This window comes from Mesorhizobium sp. BHbdii, assembly GCF_053848045.1.
In genome coordinates this window covers 1,051,768-1,067,111 of record NZ_JBSPKX010000001.1, presented here as the reverse complement: position 1 = coordinate 1,067,111, position 15,344 = coordinate 1,051,768, and the positions used below count along the sequence as shown (strand labels likewise).

The 15,344-nt window shown below is 62.9% G+C and carries 15 protein-coding genes and 1 pseudogene; 7 read left to right on the top strand and 9 right to left on the bottom strand.

Annotation, left to right across the window (positions count from 1 at the left end; all coding sequences use genetic code 11):
* Window positions 1–118: 118 nt before the first annotated feature.
* Window positions 119–910 (top strand): glycoside hydrolase family 25 protein, encoded by a 792-nt coding sequence (locus ACWTU8_RS05205; protein ID WP_455847296.1) that lies wholly within the window; start codon window positions 119–121, stop codon window positions 908–910.
* A gap of 80 nt (window positions 911–990) precedes the next feature.
* Window positions 991–2,169, top strand: coding sequence for a lytic murein transglycosylase (locus ACWTU8_RS05200; RefSeq protein ID WP_455847295.1), 1,179 nt, complete (start codon window positions 991–993; stop codon window positions 2,167–2,169).
* 102 nt (window positions 2,170–2,271) lie between these two features.
* Here ACWTU8_RS05200 and ACWTU8_RS05195 read toward each other — a convergent pair whose 3' ends face one another.
* Together ACWTU8_RS05195 and ACWTU8_RS05190 are read right to left on the bottom strand one after the other, a co-directional pair.
* Window positions 2,272–2,427 (bottom strand): hypothetical protein, encoded by a 156-nt coding sequence (locus ACWTU8_RS05195; protein WP_455847294.1) that lies wholly within the window; start codon window positions 2,425–2,427, stop codon window positions 2,272–2,274.
* The gene (locus ACWTU8_RS05190; RefSeq protein WP_455847293.1) at window positions 2,418–3,050 is read right to left on the bottom strand and encodes a LysR family transcriptional regulator; all 633 of its coding nucleotides are present in this window, start codon (window positions 3,048–3,050) and stop codon (window positions 2,418–2,420) included. The genes ACWTU8_RS05195 and ACWTU8_RS05190 overlap by 10 nt, the downstream gene beginning before the upstream one ends.
* A gap of 129 nt (window positions 3,051–3,179) precedes the next feature.
* On the opposite strand from ACWTU8_RS05190, the pseudogene ACWTU8_RS05185 reads away from it, so the two are divergent.
* A pseudogene (locus ACWTU8_RS05185) lies at window positions 3,180–3,910 on the top strand (SDR family oxidoreductase).
* A gap of 10 nt (window positions 3,911–3,920) precedes the next feature.
* On the opposite strand, the gene ACWTU8_RS05180 reads toward ACWTU8_RS05185, so the two are convergent.
* Window positions 3,921–5,141: an alanine racemase gene (locus ACWTU8_RS05180; RefSeq protein WP_455847292.1), complete on the bottom strand. Its 1,221-nt coding sequence runs from the start codon at window positions 5,139–5,141 to the stop codon at window positions 3,921–3,923.
* Between the two features lie 209 nt (window positions 5,142–5,350).
* Between ACWTU8_RS05180 and ACWTU8_RS05175 the strand changes: the two genes are divergently transcribed.
* On the top strand, window positions 5,351–6,253 hold the full coding sequence (locus ACWTU8_RS05175) for a DMT family transporter (RefSeq protein ID WP_455847291.1): 903 nt from the start codon (window positions 5,351–5,353) through the stop codon (window positions 6,251–6,253).
* Between the two features lie 486 nt (window positions 6,254–6,739).
* On the opposite strand, the gene metF is transcribed toward ACWTU8_RS05175, so the two are convergent.
* Both metF and ACWTU8_RS05165 read right to left on the bottom strand, forming a co-directional pair.
* Window positions 6,740–7,657 (bottom strand): methylenetetrahydrofolate reductase [NAD(P)H], encoded by a 918-nt coding sequence (metF, locus tag ACWTU8_RS05170; RefSeq protein WP_128341892.1) that lies wholly within the window; start codon window positions 7,655–7,657, stop codon window positions 6,740–6,742.
* Window positions 7,657–8,679 (bottom strand): ArsR/SmtB family transcription factor, encoded by a 1,023-nt coding sequence (locus tag ACWTU8_RS05165; RefSeq protein ID WP_455847290.1) that lies wholly within the window; start codon window positions 8,677–8,679, stop codon window positions 7,657–7,659. The genes metF and ACWTU8_RS05165 overlap by 1 nt, the downstream gene beginning before the upstream one ends.
* Window positions 8,680–8,821: 142 nt before the next feature.
* On the opposite strand from ACWTU8_RS05165, the gene tsaA reads away from it, so the two are divergent.
* The 3 genes from tsaA (at window position 8,822) to ACWTU8_RS05150 (ending at window position 10,713) form a co-directional block, all read left to right on the top strand.
* Window positions 8,822–9,343 (top strand): tRNA (N6-threonylcarbamoyladenosine(37)-N6)-methyltransferase TrmO, encoded by a 522-nt coding sequence (tsaA, locus tag ACWTU8_RS05160; protein ID WP_455848387.1) that lies wholly within the window; start codon window positions 8,822–8,824, stop codon window positions 9,341–9,343.
* Window positions 9,340–9,651 carry a DUF2293 domain-containing protein gene (locus ACWTU8_RS05155; RefSeq protein ID WP_065010335.1) on the top strand — a complete coding sequence of 104 codons (312 nt, stop codon included), beginning with the start codon at window positions 9,340–9,342 and terminating at the stop codon, window positions 9,649–9,651. The genes tsaA and ACWTU8_RS05155 overlap by 4 nt, the downstream gene beginning before the upstream one ends.
* A gap of 102 nt (window positions 9,652–9,753) precedes the next feature.
* On the top strand, window positions 9,754–10,713 hold the full coding sequence (locus tag ACWTU8_RS05150) for a D-amino acid aminotransferase (RefSeq protein WP_455847289.1): 960 nt from the start codon (window positions 9,754–9,756) through the stop codon (window positions 10,711–10,713).
* Window positions 10,714–10,724: 11 nt separating this feature from the next.
* On the opposite strand, the gene ACWTU8_RS05145 is transcribed toward ACWTU8_RS05150, so the two are convergent.
* The 4 genes from ACWTU8_RS05145 to ettA form a co-directional block, all read right to left on the bottom strand.
* Entirely contained in the window at window positions 10,725–11,342 is a 618-nt protein-coding gene (locus tag ACWTU8_RS05145; protein WP_455847288.1) for an MOSC domain-containing protein, read from the bottom strand.
* 146 nt (window positions 11,343–11,488) lie between these two features.
* Window positions 11,489–12,610: a beta-ketoacyl-ACP synthase III gene (locus ACWTU8_RS05140; protein WP_455847287.1), complete on the bottom strand. Its 1,122-nt coding sequence runs from the start codon at window positions 12,608–12,610 to the stop codon at window positions 11,489–11,491.
* A gap of 209 nt (window positions 12,611–12,819) precedes the next feature.
* A complete protein-coding gene (gene tam, locus ACWTU8_RS05135) occupies window positions 12,820–13,590 on the bottom strand; it encodes a trans-aconitate 2-methyltransferase (RefSeq protein WP_455841310.1) in 771 nt (256 codons plus the stop codon).
* A gap of 48 nt (window positions 13,591–13,638) precedes the next feature.
* Entirely contained in the window at window positions 13,639–15,288 is a 1,650-nt protein-coding gene (ettA, locus tag ACWTU8_RS05130) for an energy-dependent translational throttle protein EttA (protein ID WP_287093410.1), read from the bottom strand.
* Window positions 15,289–15,344 lie beyond the last annotated feature (56 nt).

Here is a 15,344-nt window from a genome sequence, read left to right as displayed (position 1 = left end):
AAGCGCGCGCTTTAACATGGGAGCGGTCCTGTGGGGCGATCGCTTGGGGGTACGGTCGAGGGGCCCACCTGCAGCAACAACCCATCAGCGGCCGGCTGAAACCGGTTCAGGAGTAGCGATGCGCCGTTTCGCGGCTTTCATCATGCTGACGCTGCTGGGCGCCTGCTCGACCGTCGACGATCTTGCGCCGCCCCTGCCGAGCGCCCCGACCGTTACGGTGCGCGCGCCCCGTTTTGACGACTCCGACCCCCATAAGTGGGAAAGCGGGGCGCCGTGGAGCTATGCCGTTCACGGCACCGACGTCTCGAAATACCAGACCTCGGTCGATTGGCCGGCGGCCAGGGCCAGCGGCATTTCCTTCGTTTTCATCAAGGCGACGGAAGGCGGCGATCGCTTCGACGGGTATTTCAACGAGCATTGGAGCCGCACGAAAGCCTCAGGAATCCCCCGCGCGGCCTATCACTTCTACTATTTTTGCACGCCGGCCGCCACGCAAGCGCGGTGGTTCATCAAGAACGTGCCCAAAGACCGTTCGGCGATGCCGCCGGTTCTCGACATGGAATGGAACCCGCAATCGCCGACCTGCAAGCTGCGGCCCGATGCGGCCACGGTGCGCAGCGAGATGAGTACATTCCTCGAAATCGTCGAAAAACACTATGGCAAGAAGCCGATCATCTACACCTCGATCGATTTCTTCGACGACAACGGCCTATCGGCCTTCCGTGGCTATCCCTACTGGCTGCGTTCGGTGGCCGGCCACCCGCGCAAGAGATACGGCAGTCACCCGTTCACCTTCTGGCAGTACACCGGAACCGGTATTGTGCCGGGCATCCCCGGCAAGGCCGATATCAACGTGTTCAACGGCACGGAAGCCGCCTGGAACAAGTGGCTGCGGCAGAACACCCGTTGACAGCGGGCCTGCCGCCTGCTTTTCGACACAGCCAAATGAAGGATGCTTGCAACCGCTGGTGATCTTCTTGGGGGATGGCGATGCGATTGCGCTTGGAAATTCTCGCGGCGCTGCTTCTGGCCGCTACCGCGGCGCCGGCGGTGGCAGAGCAATGCGGCGGCGATTTCGAGGCATGGAAGCAGGGTGTAGCGGCGGAGGCCAGGAACGCCGGGGTCGGCACTGCCGGCCTTGAGGCGCTGGAAAACGCCACCGCCGACAAAAAGGTGCTGGCGCGCGACCGCGCCCAGGGCGTCTTTACCCAGACCTTCATCGAGTTCTCGAACCGGATGATTTCGGCTTACCGGCTGAAGCAGGGCGCCGCCAATCTGAAAAAATACGCTGACGTCTTTGCCCGCGCCGACCAGGAATTCGGCGTCCAGCCGCCGATCATCGCCGCCTTCTGGGCGCTCGAAACCGATTTCGGCGCCGTGCAGGGCGATTTCCACACGCTGAACGCACTGGTCACGCTCTCGCATGACTGCCGCCGCCCGCAACTCTTTCGCCCGCAGATCACGCCGCTGCTGACCCTCATCGATCGCGGCGTCGTGCCGGCCGATGTCACCGGCGCCTGGGCGGGGGAAATCGGCCAGACACAGATGCTGCCGTCCGACTATCTCGGCCGCGGCGTCGATGGCGACGGCGACGGTCTGGTCGACCTGCGCAGCAGCGCGCCGGATGTGATCATGACCACGGCCAACAAGATCATGTCGCGCGGCTGGAAACGCGACCAGCCCTGGATCGAGGAAGTCCGCGTGCCCGAGGACATGCCATGGGACCAGACCGGCCGCACCAACAAGCTGCCGCTGCCGCAGTGGGCTCAGTGGGGTGTCACCAACCCCAACGGCACGCCGCTTGTCGACAACGGCCTGAAGGCAGGCCTCGCGCTGCCCATGGGCCGCAAGGGGCCGGCTTTCCTCGTCTACGACAATTTCGACGTCTACCTCGAGTGGAACCAGTCCTTCACCTATGCGCTGACCGCGGCAAATCTCGCCGCGCGGCTGGCGGGTGCGCCGCAATTCGATCCGCGCAATCCCGAACCCGGCCTCGACGGCGATCAGATGAGGGCATTGCAGACAAAGCTCGAGGCCAAAGGCTATGACGTGGGAACGGTCGACGGCATCCTGGGCACCAATACCCGCGAGGCGATCCGCAAGGAGCAGAAGCGGCTAGGCTTGCCGGTCGACGGCTGGCCGACACCGGAGCTTCTGGCGAAGCTTTAAAGCGGGTCATCGCCTGGCAAGCAGGAAATCGATGAAGGCGCGCAGGGCCGGTGGAACCTGCCGAGAGCTCGTATGATACAGGTAAAAGCCCGGAAATCGGGGTCACCAGGCTTCGAGAAAACGGATGAGCTTGCCGGCTTCCATCCACGGCCGAACTTGGTAATCCAGCATGTAAGCCACGCCGACCCCATCCAGGGCCGCCCTGATCATCAGTTCCGTATCGTTGACCGTCAAACCGCCGTTGACGGCTACTTCCAAAGCGCGTTGGCCTCGCGCGAACTCCCTAGATGTTGCCGCCACCGGGCCACTGGAAATTGATGCAGCTCTTGCGGATGACGAGGTATGGTCCGGTTCTCGAGATAGGCTGGAGCGGCCACCGCGGCCATTTGCAAATCCTCGCTCAGCTTCACCGCCACCATATCCTTCTCCAGCCGCTCGCCGAGCCGGATTCCGGCATCGAACCGCCCCTCGACAATGTCGGTCAGCATATCGTCGATGATGACGGTCAGCGCGATATCGGGATAGGCGCGCTGAAAATCGCCGAGGATGGGAGCAATGAAACGCATGGCAGCGATGCGTGGAACGTTGATGCGCAGCGAGCCTGCCGCCCGATCGCGTGATGCATGAGCGTCGGCCACAGCGCCTTCGAGTTCGCTGAATGCCGGAGCGAGGCGGGCAAACAGCGTTTCGCCTGCTGCGGTCGGCGACACGCTGCGGGTCGTGCGGTTGAGCAGCCGGACACCGACACGCTCTTCGAGCCCGCGTATCGTCTGGCTGAGCGCCGGCGGCGAGATCCTGAGCCTGGCCGCGGCGCGGACAAAGCTGCCCTCCCCGACGATCGCTGCGAACGCCTTGAGCTCGGAAAACTCCGTTCCTCGCATTATGTATCCCAGACTTAGTAAGCTTATTCAATAATAGGCTATTATCTGATCAATAGCATGCCCCTACTTTCACGTGGGACGTCGCTCGATTTGCAGCAGTCGTAGCCAGATGAGAAAGTAACAGCAGCTATGTATCATTCGCTTGACGGCAAAACCGCGCTCGTGACGGGCAGTTCGCGCGGCATTGGACGCGCCATCGCCGAGGGGCTAGCGGCAAACGGGGCGACCGTCGTCGTCAACTATGTCGATAACGAGAAAGCCGCCGAGGAAGCCGTTGCCGCCGTCCGCGAGGGTGGCGGAAAAGCTCTTGCCATTCAGGCCGATATCTCCAGCGTTTCCGACATCCGCCGGCTGTTCGATGAGACCGAAAAGCAGATGGGGCAATTGACATCGTTGTCGCCAATGTCGGCGTCGCCGTCATAAAGCCGCTGGTCGAGGCCACCGAAGCCGACTTCGACCACGTCTTCGGCCCCAACGCCAGAGGCACCTTCTTCACGCTTCAGGAAGCGGCGCGCCGCGTGCGCGACGGTGGTCGCATCATCGCCGTCTCCACCGGTGGAACCAAGATGTTCTTCACGCAGACGGCCCTTTATCTCGGCAGCAAAGGAGCCGTCGAGCAGTTCGTCCGCGTCCTCTCGCGCGAACTCGGGCCGCGCCGCGTCACCGTGAATGCGCTTTCGCCAGGCTTTACCGACACCGACCTGCTGCCCGAGCGAGATCGCGCGATCGCCGCCGGCATGTCGCCTTTCGGCAGGATCGGAGCGCCGCGCGACGTTGCCGATGTCGCGGTTTTCCTCGCCTCCGACCAAGCCCGCTGGCTGACCGGCGAGAACATTCAGGCCGGCGGCGGAGTGGCCTGACCTACATGGCCTAATCCGCCATCGTCTCCAGGCTGGCAAACCCCTGCGGCGCGTCCCCTTCGTCGAACGGTGTCGTCACTTCGACGAAGGTGTCCGGATAGAAGCCATTGAAGCGTGTCCTCAGCGACAGCGAATAAGCGCCGATATGGCCGATCTCGATCCAGTCACCGGTATCGACCGTTTCCGGCAGCCAGAACGGCCGCGACAGGATGTCGACGGAATCGCAGGTCGCGCCGCAGACCTTGAACGGCACAATGGTCTTCTCCTCGCCATTGCGCGAACGGATCGCCGGGTCTGGGATGAAGCGCGCCGGCAGCGTGATCTTGCCGGTCCATGAATCCGACAGCGACGCCCAGATGCCGTCATTGATGTAGAGCCGCTTGCCCTTGCGCAGCAGCACGCGCACGATCAGCGACAGGCAGCGCGCCACGATCACCCGGCCCGGCTCCGCCACCAGCGGCATCTGGTCGAACTGATATTCGTTCAGGTCGCCCGACAGCCGCGACATGATCTGGCCGAGCGACGGCATCTCGATCAGCTTGCGGTTGGGATCATGGCCATATTCGGCAGGAAAACCGCCGCCGACATCGAGCCCGGCAATGTCGAAGCTGACGCGGTTGCGCACCCAGTCGGCCGAGGCCAGCGCCCGCTCATAAGTGTCGGGATCTTCGATCTGGCTGCCGACATGGAAGCACAGCCCGACCTTGTAGCCCGTCCGGTTCAGCCGTTCGGCCAGCTCGACCGCATTGGCCGGTCCGGCGCCGAATTTCTTCGACAGTTCGTAGGCGGCCGATCCTTTCGTCTGGATGCGCACGAACACAGTGATCGCACCCGGATCGATATCGAGCGCCCGCACCACGCGGGTCAGCTTGGTGATCTCGTCCTCATGGTCGAGCGAGATGACCCGGATGCCATATTTCTCCAGCGCCAGCTTGATATCCGACTGTGCCTTGACCGGATGCATGTAGAGCATCTCGGCGTCGGGCGAGACCGCGCGCACGGCGGCGAATTCGCCGGGCGAGGCCACGTCGAAAGCGCCGACGCCGGCATCAACCAGCGCCTTCAGCACGATCTGCTCGCCGTTGGTCTTGACCGCATAGGCGGTCTTGCCGGGAAACATGCCCATGAACTGCGCGGCGTCCGCCTTCAGTACCTGCGGGCGAAAGCAATAAATCGGATCGTCCGGGCGAAGCGCCAGCGCCGCTTCGCGCGCATTTTCGAATCGCTGCATGGACGAATCCCTTGACCTAGACTGCGCACAATTAATCCAACCTATGCGGGAATGAAAACAATTCTGTGTCTCGCGGCCCGCGGCGCTACGCCAGATGATGGGAATGCTAGCCCACCGATCTGGTTTCGGGTGGCCCTTGCCGTCGAACAGGATATGACCTGAACAGACGCCTGATTGGCTTGATTCAGAGCCATCTGGGAGGACGATCCATGGCAATGCGCGGACCTATGGCCCTGAAAGACTGGGCACAACTTCTGCTGTTAGGTGCGATCTGGGGTGGCTCGTTCTTCTTTGCCCGCATTGCGGTTGCCGAGATTCCCCCGCTGGTGCTGGTGCTGTTTCGCGTCGCCATCGCGGCGCTGGCGCTGCATCTCTATCTCGGCCAGCGCGGTCCGTCGTTCCGCCTCGCCTTGCCGCATGCGGGTCTGTTCTTCCTGCTGGCGCTCGTCAACAACGTCATTCCCTTCTCGCTGATCTTCGCCGGCCAGACCGAACTTGGCGCCGGTGTCGCCTCGGTGCTCAATTCGACGACGCCGTTCTGGACGTTAATCCTCGCCAACGCGCTGACCTCAGACGAAAAACTCTCCTGGAACAAGCTTGCCGGGATCGCGCTCGGCATCGTCGGCACGGCGGTGATGATCGGTCCCGGCCTGCTTGCCGGGCTGGGCGGACCGGTCTGGGCGAAATTCGCGCTGGTCGGTGCGTCGCTGTCGTATGCGGTCGCCCTGATGATTGCCCGCCGCTTCAAGGGCGTGCCTTCATCGGTCATCGCCACGGGACAATTGACCGCCTCGACCATCATCATGATCCCGATCGTGCTGCTTAGCCACGGCACTGCCAACCTGTTTTCGGCCTCGCCGCCGGTGTGGGCAGCGGTGTTGGCGCTGGCCCTGCTGTCCACCGCCTTCGCCTACATCCTTTATTTCAACCTCGTCGCCTCGGCCGGCGCCACCAACGCCTCGCTGGTCACGCTGATCGTGCCGGCCAGTGCCACCCTGCTCGGCTTTCTGTTCCTGGGCGAACGGCTCGAATTGTTCGAGCTCGGCGGCATGGCACTGATCGCGCTCGGCCTCGTCACCATCGACGGCCGCCTGTTCGGCCGCTGGCGCTAGAGCTTCGCATCCAATTGGACGCGCAAACCACGCTCTAACTCGTTGAATCCTCGCATCGAGCCGAAAATCCATTCCGATTTTCGGCGGCGGTAGCGCTGCCATAACCCATCGCTGCCCCAGCTTCGTCACATTTTATGCACAGGTCCGAAGCGGGATTTTGCCGAAGAATTTCAATGCCTAACGGCAAAGAGCCGGTCGTCAATTCCACAATGTCGTCGCATTGCAATATATTTTCCGCTTGCCTGTGGCACAAATGACCCTAGACTCTGGCCATAGCTCTTTTAGAGGAGGCTATGACATGGGACTCACGAGGCCAATCAACGCATTGATGATTTGTGCTGCGTTTGCATTCATCGGAGCCCTCATTATGGGCTTTCTTCCGTAGACCCGCCAAAGCAACGGAAGATCCGCACCGAATTGTCCAAGTCATTGAAAAGGCCGGGTTTTTACCCGGCCTTTTTGCATTTCCAGAGACTCGACCGAGACTTACGCCGCAGCAGACCCCGCAGCTTCAGCCTCATGCGAGCGGATGCCGATCATGTGGCAGACGGCGAAGACCAGATCGGCCCGGTTCATGGTGTAGAAATGGAAATCGCCGACGCCGCGCTCGACAAGGTCCAGCACCTGCTCGGCCGCCACGGCGGATGCCACCAGCGCATGCGTCTGCGGGTCCTTCTGCAGCCCGTCGAATCGCTCGGCCAGCCATGCCGGCACCAGCGCGCCGCAGCGCGACGAGAAATTGGCGACCTGGGTGAAATTGTGGACAGGCAATATGCCCGGCACGATCGGGATGTAGATGCCGGCCCGCCGTGCCCGCTCGACATAGCGCTCGTAGAGGTCATTGTCGAAGAAGAACTGGGTGATCGCCCGCGTCGCGCCATTGTCGACCTTGCGCTTCAGCATGTCGATGTCGGTGGCGAAATCCGGGCTCTCTGGATGCTTTTCCGGATAGGCGGAGACCGAGATGTCGAAATCGCCGACACTCTTCAGCGCTCCCACCAGTTCGGCGCCATTGGCATAGCCGTCCGGATGCGGACGGTAGGCGGCGCCGACGCCCTCCGCCGGGTCGCCGCGCAAGGCGACGAAGCGGGTGACCCCCATCTCGGCGAATTCCTGAATGACCTCATCGACCTCGTGACGCGCCGCATCGACGCACGTCATGTGCGCCGCCGGCGTCAGCGCCGTTTCGTTGAGGATGCGCTTGACCGTGCGTGCCGTGCGCTCGCGGGTCGAGCCGCCGGCGCCATAGGTGACGGAGACGAATTTCGGCTTGAGCGGCTGCAGCCGGGTAACTGTGTCCCACAGCCGTGCTTCCATTTCATCGCTCTTCGGTGGGAAGAACTCGAACGAAACCCGGATCTTGTCACCGATGTCAGGGCGGCGGGAAAAGCGGAACTGGTTCATCAGGCGGTTTCCCCTATCGGATATGCATTGGCCGGTTGTGCGTGGTTGGAAGGATCGGCGATCAGAATGCGCTGGTCACGGCCGAGCCACAGTTTTACGGTGAGCCTGGCCTCGTTGCCGCCCCGCGGCTCGAATTCCTGGCTGTCCTCGAGGTCTAGCCCGGCATCGGAAAACCACTCGGTGATCTGCCGGTCGGAAAAGCCGAGCCGCACATGCGCGTGCGCGTCGCGCAGGAATTCCAGCGCGTGCGGAGCGAAATCGACGATCACCAGCCGGCCTGCCGGGCGCAGCAGCCTTGCTGCCTCGCGGATGGCGCGGGCGGGATCGTCGAGATAGTGCAGCACCTGGTGGATTGTAACGAGATCGAAGGCATCGCGCTCGACCGGCGGCGCAAAAATGTCGCCCTGGCGCACCTGTGCATTCGAAATGCCGGCCTTGTCGAGATTGGCGCGCGCCACCGTCAGCATCTCGCGCGACATGTCGATGCCGATGCCGCGCCGGTAGAGCGGCGAAAAGATCTCGAGCAGCCGCCCGGTTCCGGTGCCGAGATCGAGCATCGACTGGAACGGCCGCTTGCCCACGAGCTTGAGCAGCGCCGCCTCCACGGCGCGGTCCGGCACATGCAGCGAGCGGATATGGTCCCAGCTTGCGGCGTTTACGGAGAAATATTCGGCGGCGCGATCCTGCCGCTTGCGCTTGACCGCCGCCAACCGCTCGAGGTCACGCTCGACCTGCGGATCGGCAGCCCGGATGCCGGAGACCAGCCTGAGCACGAAATCCCGCGCCGCATCCGAATCCGACAGCCGGAAGAAGGCCCATGAGCCCTCCTGGTAGCGGCCGATCAGTCCCGCCTCCAGCAAAAGCTTCAGGTGGCGCGAGACGCGCGGCTGCGACTGGCCGAGGATTTCGGTGAGATCGGAAACGGTCAGGTCGCCGCGCGACAGCAACGCCAGGATGCGCAACCGGCTAGATTCGGCCGCCGCCTTCAATGTATCTACCATGGTGTCAAGTGCGACATGCATGCGAGCATTCTCTTTGAAAAGATATAAACATATGTTTATGTCGATTTGGATAGGCTTGCAAGCGCTATGTCGCTTCCGGACAAGAATATGACGCATGCGCGGTGGATCGCGCAAAGCTAGAAGCATGATCGGGGCGGAAACCATGTTCGAGACGCGCAGCGGCGAAAAGCTTCTGGAAAACGATCCGGCAGATATGCCGCCGGACGGCCATGTGGTCTTCATCGGTCGCATCGCCTCGCCCTGGACCGCGCGGGAAACTTGCCCCAAGAACATGAAATCCGCGCGGGAAACGGGACAGCCGGCGGTTCTCACGATCGACCAGCCCTATCGTAACGGCCTGCTCGGCCTGAAGCGCGCCAGCCACATCATCATCCTGTCCTGGCTGCACCATGCACCGCGGACCCTGATTGTCCAGAAGCCCCGCCATGCGGCTGAACCAAAAGGCGTTTTTTCGCTGCGCTCCCCTGCCCGGCCGAACCCTGTCGGGTTGCATATCGCCAAGCTCGTCGCCCTCGACATCGACACGGGCCGTATCGATATCGATGCGATCGACGGGCTCGACGGCACGCCGGTCATCGACATCAAGCCTTATTTCGCGTCGACCGATGCCTTTGCGGACGCCACCATTGCCGGGCGGGACGAGCCCGGACAGGACGGGAGATGAGCGCGCCGACCGGCCGTCGCCGCGCCATCGCCAAGGCGCTGACGGCGCTATTACCGCTGGCGCCCTATGCTGACATGGAAAAGATCCGCGCCGACGCCGGCGCGGTGCATATGAAGAGCTTGCCGCCGACGATCGCCGTGTGGCTGGCGACGACAGCTCATATCCGTCATGTGCACACCGACTACGAAAAACTGCTGGCCGAAGGCTATGACCGCGACTCCGCGCGCTTCTTCGTCATGGAACAGACCAACATCGTCCTGACCCGCTGGCGCGCCACGCGTCTGCTCGAGGATGACGATGAGGACTAACAACTTCTCTCGATGGCCCAGCGGCAAGCCCAGCCTGTGTCTTGTACTCTGCGGCTCTATCCCGCCATCTGATCGGCGAAAAACGATCTGACGGAGGACGTGATGAGCAAGCCGGCCGATCGGCACACTAAACCACTGCCCTCGCTCTCCGCCCATCACATAGACCCGCACTCCTATCCGGAAGGCGTTGCCTTCCTGGACGGGCAATACCTGCCGATGTCGCAAGCCAAGATCTCGGTGCTGGATTGGGGCTTCCTGCATTCCGACGCCACCTACGACACGGCGCATGTCTGGGATGGCCGCTTCTTCCGCCTCGACCTGCATCTCGATCGCTTCTTTGGTGGGCTGGAAAAGCTGTGCATGACGATTCCGTTCGACCGCGAAGGTGTGGCCGAAATCCTCCACAATTGCGTGGCGCTGTCGGGTCATCGCGCCGCTTATGTCGAGATGCTGTGCACGCGCGGCGCCTCGCCGACCTTCAGCCGCGACCCGCGCGACGCGGTCAACCGCTTCATGGCTTTCGCCGTTCCCTTCGGCTCGGTTGCCAATGCCGAACAATTGCAGCGCGGCCTGCATGTGGCGATCAGCGACAAGGTGCGCATCCCACCGGCTTCGATCGACCCGGCGATCAAGAACTATCATTGGCTTGATCTGGTGCGAGGCCTCTACGACGCCTATGAGCGCGGCGCCGAGACCGCGCTGGTCCTCGATTTCAACGGCAATGTCGCGGAAGGCCCCGGCTTCAACGTCTTTTGCGTGGACGACGGTAAACTGTCGACCCCGGCTGTCGGCGTGCTGCCCGGCATCACCCGCCGCACCGTCTTCGATCTCTGCGCGGAGGCCGGGCTTGCCGTCACAGCGGCCGATATCAGCGTCGCTGCGCTGCGTCAGGCCGACGAGGTCTTCATCACCTCGACTGCCGGCGGCATCATGCCGGTGACGATGATCGACGGTATTCCGGTCGCGGACGGTAAGGTCGGCGCGATTACCAGGCGCCTCACGGCGATCTATTGGCAAAAGCACGAGGACCCGGCCTGGTCCAGCTTGGTGCGCTATCCCTGACCTAAGCGTGGCTACGCGCGGTAAATCCACTGCTCGGGCACACGCACCGAAATCTCCTCGCCGGTCGTGATGCGGCCTGGTCTTTCGACCCAGGCGACGAGGCCGCGCAACCGCTTTGCCGCCTTCGGGAACAGCAAAGCGCCGCCCTCGTGGTCGGCCATTCCGGCATTTTCGGCGACCGATCGCCCGGCGATGCGGCAAGGCCCGTTCTGCGCGTCGACCTTGATGGTGACGCCGCCCTTGAAGAACAGCAGCGTGCCGGACGGCAGCATCGAGAGATGGGGCAGGCCGTCGATCAAGAGATTGGCGCCGATCCACTCCGGCTTGATATCGGCGATGCCCATCCGCTGGGCGACGATCGCCAGCTCGTCCGCCGCCACGATCGACAGCTGCCGCTCGTTGCGCATCTCGGTGCCGCGTGGATACCAGGGCTCGCGCCCGCCCGAGCGCCGCGTCGCGCCAGCGTGGAAATCGCCGTCGATGCCGTTGAAGCCGAGCCGCAATTCCTCCACCGCGCGTGTCTCGAAATGATCTGATGGCGCGACGTAAAGCGCGGCCACCTGCGCGGCAAGCTTCCGCGCCGGGATGATTTCGACCGGGTTTTCGGTCTCGGGAAAGAGATCCAGCATAAGACTTCGCTCCGTGCGTGATGCCAGGCAATTAGCCGCAGTGAGCTCACCAGGTCCAGTCTAAAGCACTGATGCTCCAATCAAGCAGACTGATGCGATTACAAACCGGCGCCCGCTAATGCTGGTGCCGTTCGCGCCAAGACAAATCAGAGCATGCGCAATAGCGCCCCGCCAATCGAATAGCCGGCGCCGAAGGCGCAGAGCAGGCCATAGTCGCCGGCCTTCATGTCGGCGTGGTTCTCCGACAGGGCGACGATCGAGCCTGCGCCTGCGGTATTGCCGAGGCGCTCCAGCACCATCGGCGCACGGTCATGGCCGACCTCGTGGCCGAACGACAGCTTCAGGATCATGGCGTTCATCCGGGCATTGGCCTGATGCAGCCAGAAGCGCCGGATCGCCTGCGGCGTCAGCCCGTGCTCGGCCAGGAACTCGACGATGAACTTGTGCCCGGCGACGGTGACTTCCTTGAACACCTTGTTGCCGACCTGCTTGATCAGATTGCCTTCCAGATTGATCATATATGGATCGTCCTGGGCGGTGCGCGTGTAATAGCCGAGATTGGTGCGAATGTTGTTGGACATCTGCGTCCAGGTCCGCGTGTCGAGCACCTCAAAGCGTCCCGGCCGCTTGTCGCCCTGGGCAAGCCCCTCGACGATCATCGAGACAGAAGCATCGCCGAAGATGAAATGCGTCTGCCGGTCGCGGAAATTGAGATGGCCGGTGATGATCTCGGGCGTCGTGACCAGCACGCGCCTGTGTGCGCCGGCCCGTACCAGATTGACCGCAATGTGCAATGCCGCCGCCGCCGATGAGCAGCCAAGGCCCATATCGAAACCAGCGCCCTTCGTGCCCATCGCCTGCTGCATCTCGATGGCGATCGCCGGATAGGGCCGCTGGTGATGCGAGGCCGAGCAGATCACCAGGTCGATATCCCCAGGCTCCAGGCCGGCATGGTCGAGCGCTTTCCTGGCGGACGCGATGCCGAACTCGGCCTCCAGCGACAGCGCATCGTCCGGCCGCGCCGGAATGCGCGGCGTCATGCGGGTCGGGTCGAGAATGCCTTCGCGCTCGATCACATGGCGGGTCTGCACGCCCGAAGCATGGACGATGAAGGCACTGTCCGACTTCTGCAGCAGTGTCTCGCCCGAAGCTTCGCGGCGGACATTCTCCATGTCGACCCAGGCATTGAAGCTGTCGACCAGTTCTTCATTGGTGATTGAAGGCTCGGGGATTTCAACGCCGATGCCGCTGATGATGACGCGATGCATTTTTCAGTTCGTCCCCATGCGCAGCGTTGCGGCTTGATGTGGGCGCCGCGAAGACTGGGCGCAACTGTTTTTCCTACCTGGTGGGCGTTTACGCCGGCTTAAATCAAGTGCCTGAGACAAAAGACCACGACCTTGCGTGGCTGAAATGCGCATTGTGGTGAAACCGGGTCAAGCGCCGCCAGGCACTGCCTCTCGGCGTGGCTCTGTTTCTAAGCGGATCGCCGCGCAACGATGAACAGGCGCGGGAAACGCAGCAGCACCTTGCCGTTCGCCGTGTTCGGATAGGCCTCGGCTATCCTGGCTATGTAGCGCGTGAGAAAAAGCCGGCGCTCGGCCTCGTCGAGCGGATCGAGGAACGGCTTCAGCCCGGTCGACTTCAGCCACTCGACGATTGCTTCGGCACCGGCCAGCGGATGATTGTAGGCGGTGTGCCAGATGTCGAGCCGGTCAGAGCACGGCGACAAAAGATCGTAGTAGAACGACACCGGCGGCAGCGGCCCGCGCGCAGCACCCGCGAGCTTTTCGGCAAACGGCATTTCGGCCGCCGTCTCCCGCATCAGCCGGTGCGAGGGCTCGCTCATATTGTCGGGCATCTGCACGGCAAGCGCGCCGCCCGGCGCCAAAAATCCCATCAGCCGCTGGAAGATCGCCGGATGCTCCGGCAGCCACTGGAACACTGCGTTGGCGAAGATCACGTCGACAGGCTCCGCCGGCTGCCACGCCGCCGCATCGGCCAACTCGAAGGTTACATCAGGCAAGCGTGCCCTCGCCTTGTCGATCATGTCAGGCGAGGTGTCGAAACCGCTGACCTGCGCGCTCGGCCAGCGCTCGACCAGCAATTCGGTGGAATTGCCCGGCCCGCAGCCGATGTCGACCACCCGGCGCGGTGCCTCCACCGGCACCTGCGCGACGAGATCGCGCGACGGCCGCGTGCGCTCGTCCTCGAATTTGAGATATTGGGCGGCGGACCAGTCGGCCATTTCAGCTCCTCAGATCACTTGAGAATTCGTCGCCCTAAAATAAGAACCCTATCGCGTCAGCCGCTTGTACGTCATGCGGTGCGGGTTGACGGCGTCAGGGCCGAGCCGGCGGATCTTGTCCTGCTCGTAATCCTCGAAATTGCCCTCGAACCATTCGACATGGCTGTCGCCCTCGAAGGCAAGGATATGCGTCGCCAACCGGTCGAGGAACATGCGGTCGTGCGAGATGATGACGGCGCAGCCGGCGAAGTTTTCCAGCGCGTCTTCGAGTGCCGCCAGCGTTTCCGTATCGAGATCGTTGGTCGGTTCGTCGAGCAGCAGCACATTGCCACCGGTCTTCAGCATCTTGGCCAGGTGCACACGGTTGCGCTGGCCGCCGGACAAATTGCCGACCTTCTGCTGCTGATCGCCGCCACGGAAATTGAACGACGCGCAATAGGCGCGGGTGTTGGCCTCGAACTTGCCAAGCTTGACCACCTCGGCGCCGCCCGAGATTTCTTCCCACACGGTCTTGGTTGGGTCGAGTGCGTCGCGGCTCTGATCGACGTAACCGAGCTTGACCGTCTCGCCGACGCGGATCGTGCCGGCATCCGGCTTTTCCTGGCCGGTGATCATGCGAAACAGCGTCGTCTTGCCGGCGCCGTTCGGGCCGATGACGCCGACGATGCCGCCGGGCGGCAGCTTGAATTCGAGATCATCGATCAACAGCGTGTCGCCAAAGCCCTTCGACAGGCCCTCGACCTCGATCACCACATTGCCGAGCCGCTCGCCATGCGGAATGACAATCTGCGAGTCGGTCGGGCGCCGCTTGTCGGCCGCATCCAGCAGATCCTGGAACGCCTGGATGCGCGCTTTCGACTTGGTCTGCCGGGCTTTTGGGCTGGACTGGATCCACTCGCGCTCGCGGCCGATCGCCCGCTGGCGCGCGTCGTCCTCACGGCCTTCCTGCTTGAGCCGCTTGGCTTTGGCTTCGAGATATTTGGTGTAGTTGCCCTCATAGGGAATACCACGGCCGCGATCGAGCTCCAGGATCCAGCCGGTGACATTGTCGAGGAAGTAGCGATCGTGGGTGATGATCATCACCGCGCCCGGATAGGCGCGCAGATGCTTTTCCAGCCAGGCCGTCGTCTCGGCGTCGAGATGGTTGGTCGGCTCGTCGAGCAGCAGGAGGTCGGGCTGGCGCAGCAGGAGCTGGCATAGCGCGACGCGCCGGCGCTCGCCGCCCGACAGCTTGGTGACGTCGGCTTCCTTGGGCGGGCAGCCCAGCGCTTCCATCGCCATTTCGACCTGCTGTTCGAGATCCCACAGGTTCAGCCGGTCCATCTCGTCCTGGAGCTTGGCCGACTCGTCGGCCGTCTCGTCGGAATAGTTCATCATCAATTCGTTGTAGCGCTCGATGATCGCGGTCTTGGCGGCGACGCCTTCCATGACGTTCTCGAACACAGTCTTGCTCGGATCGAGTGCCGGCTCTTGCGCCAGGTAGCCGACGGTGGCGCCTTCGGCCAGCCACGCCTCGCCGCTCCACTCCTTGTCGATGCCGGCCATGATCTTGAGGATGGTCGACTTGCCCGCGCCGTTCGGCCCGAGGATGCCGATCTTCGCGTCCGGGTAGAAGGAGAGGTGGATGTTCTCGAGCACCTTCTTGGTGCCATAGGCCTTGTTGAGGCCGGCCATGTGATAGATGAACTGGCGTGCCACGCGCGCTTTCCCTGAAAAGTCGACTGTAATGTCGGATTGAATGGAAGTTGGGCGCT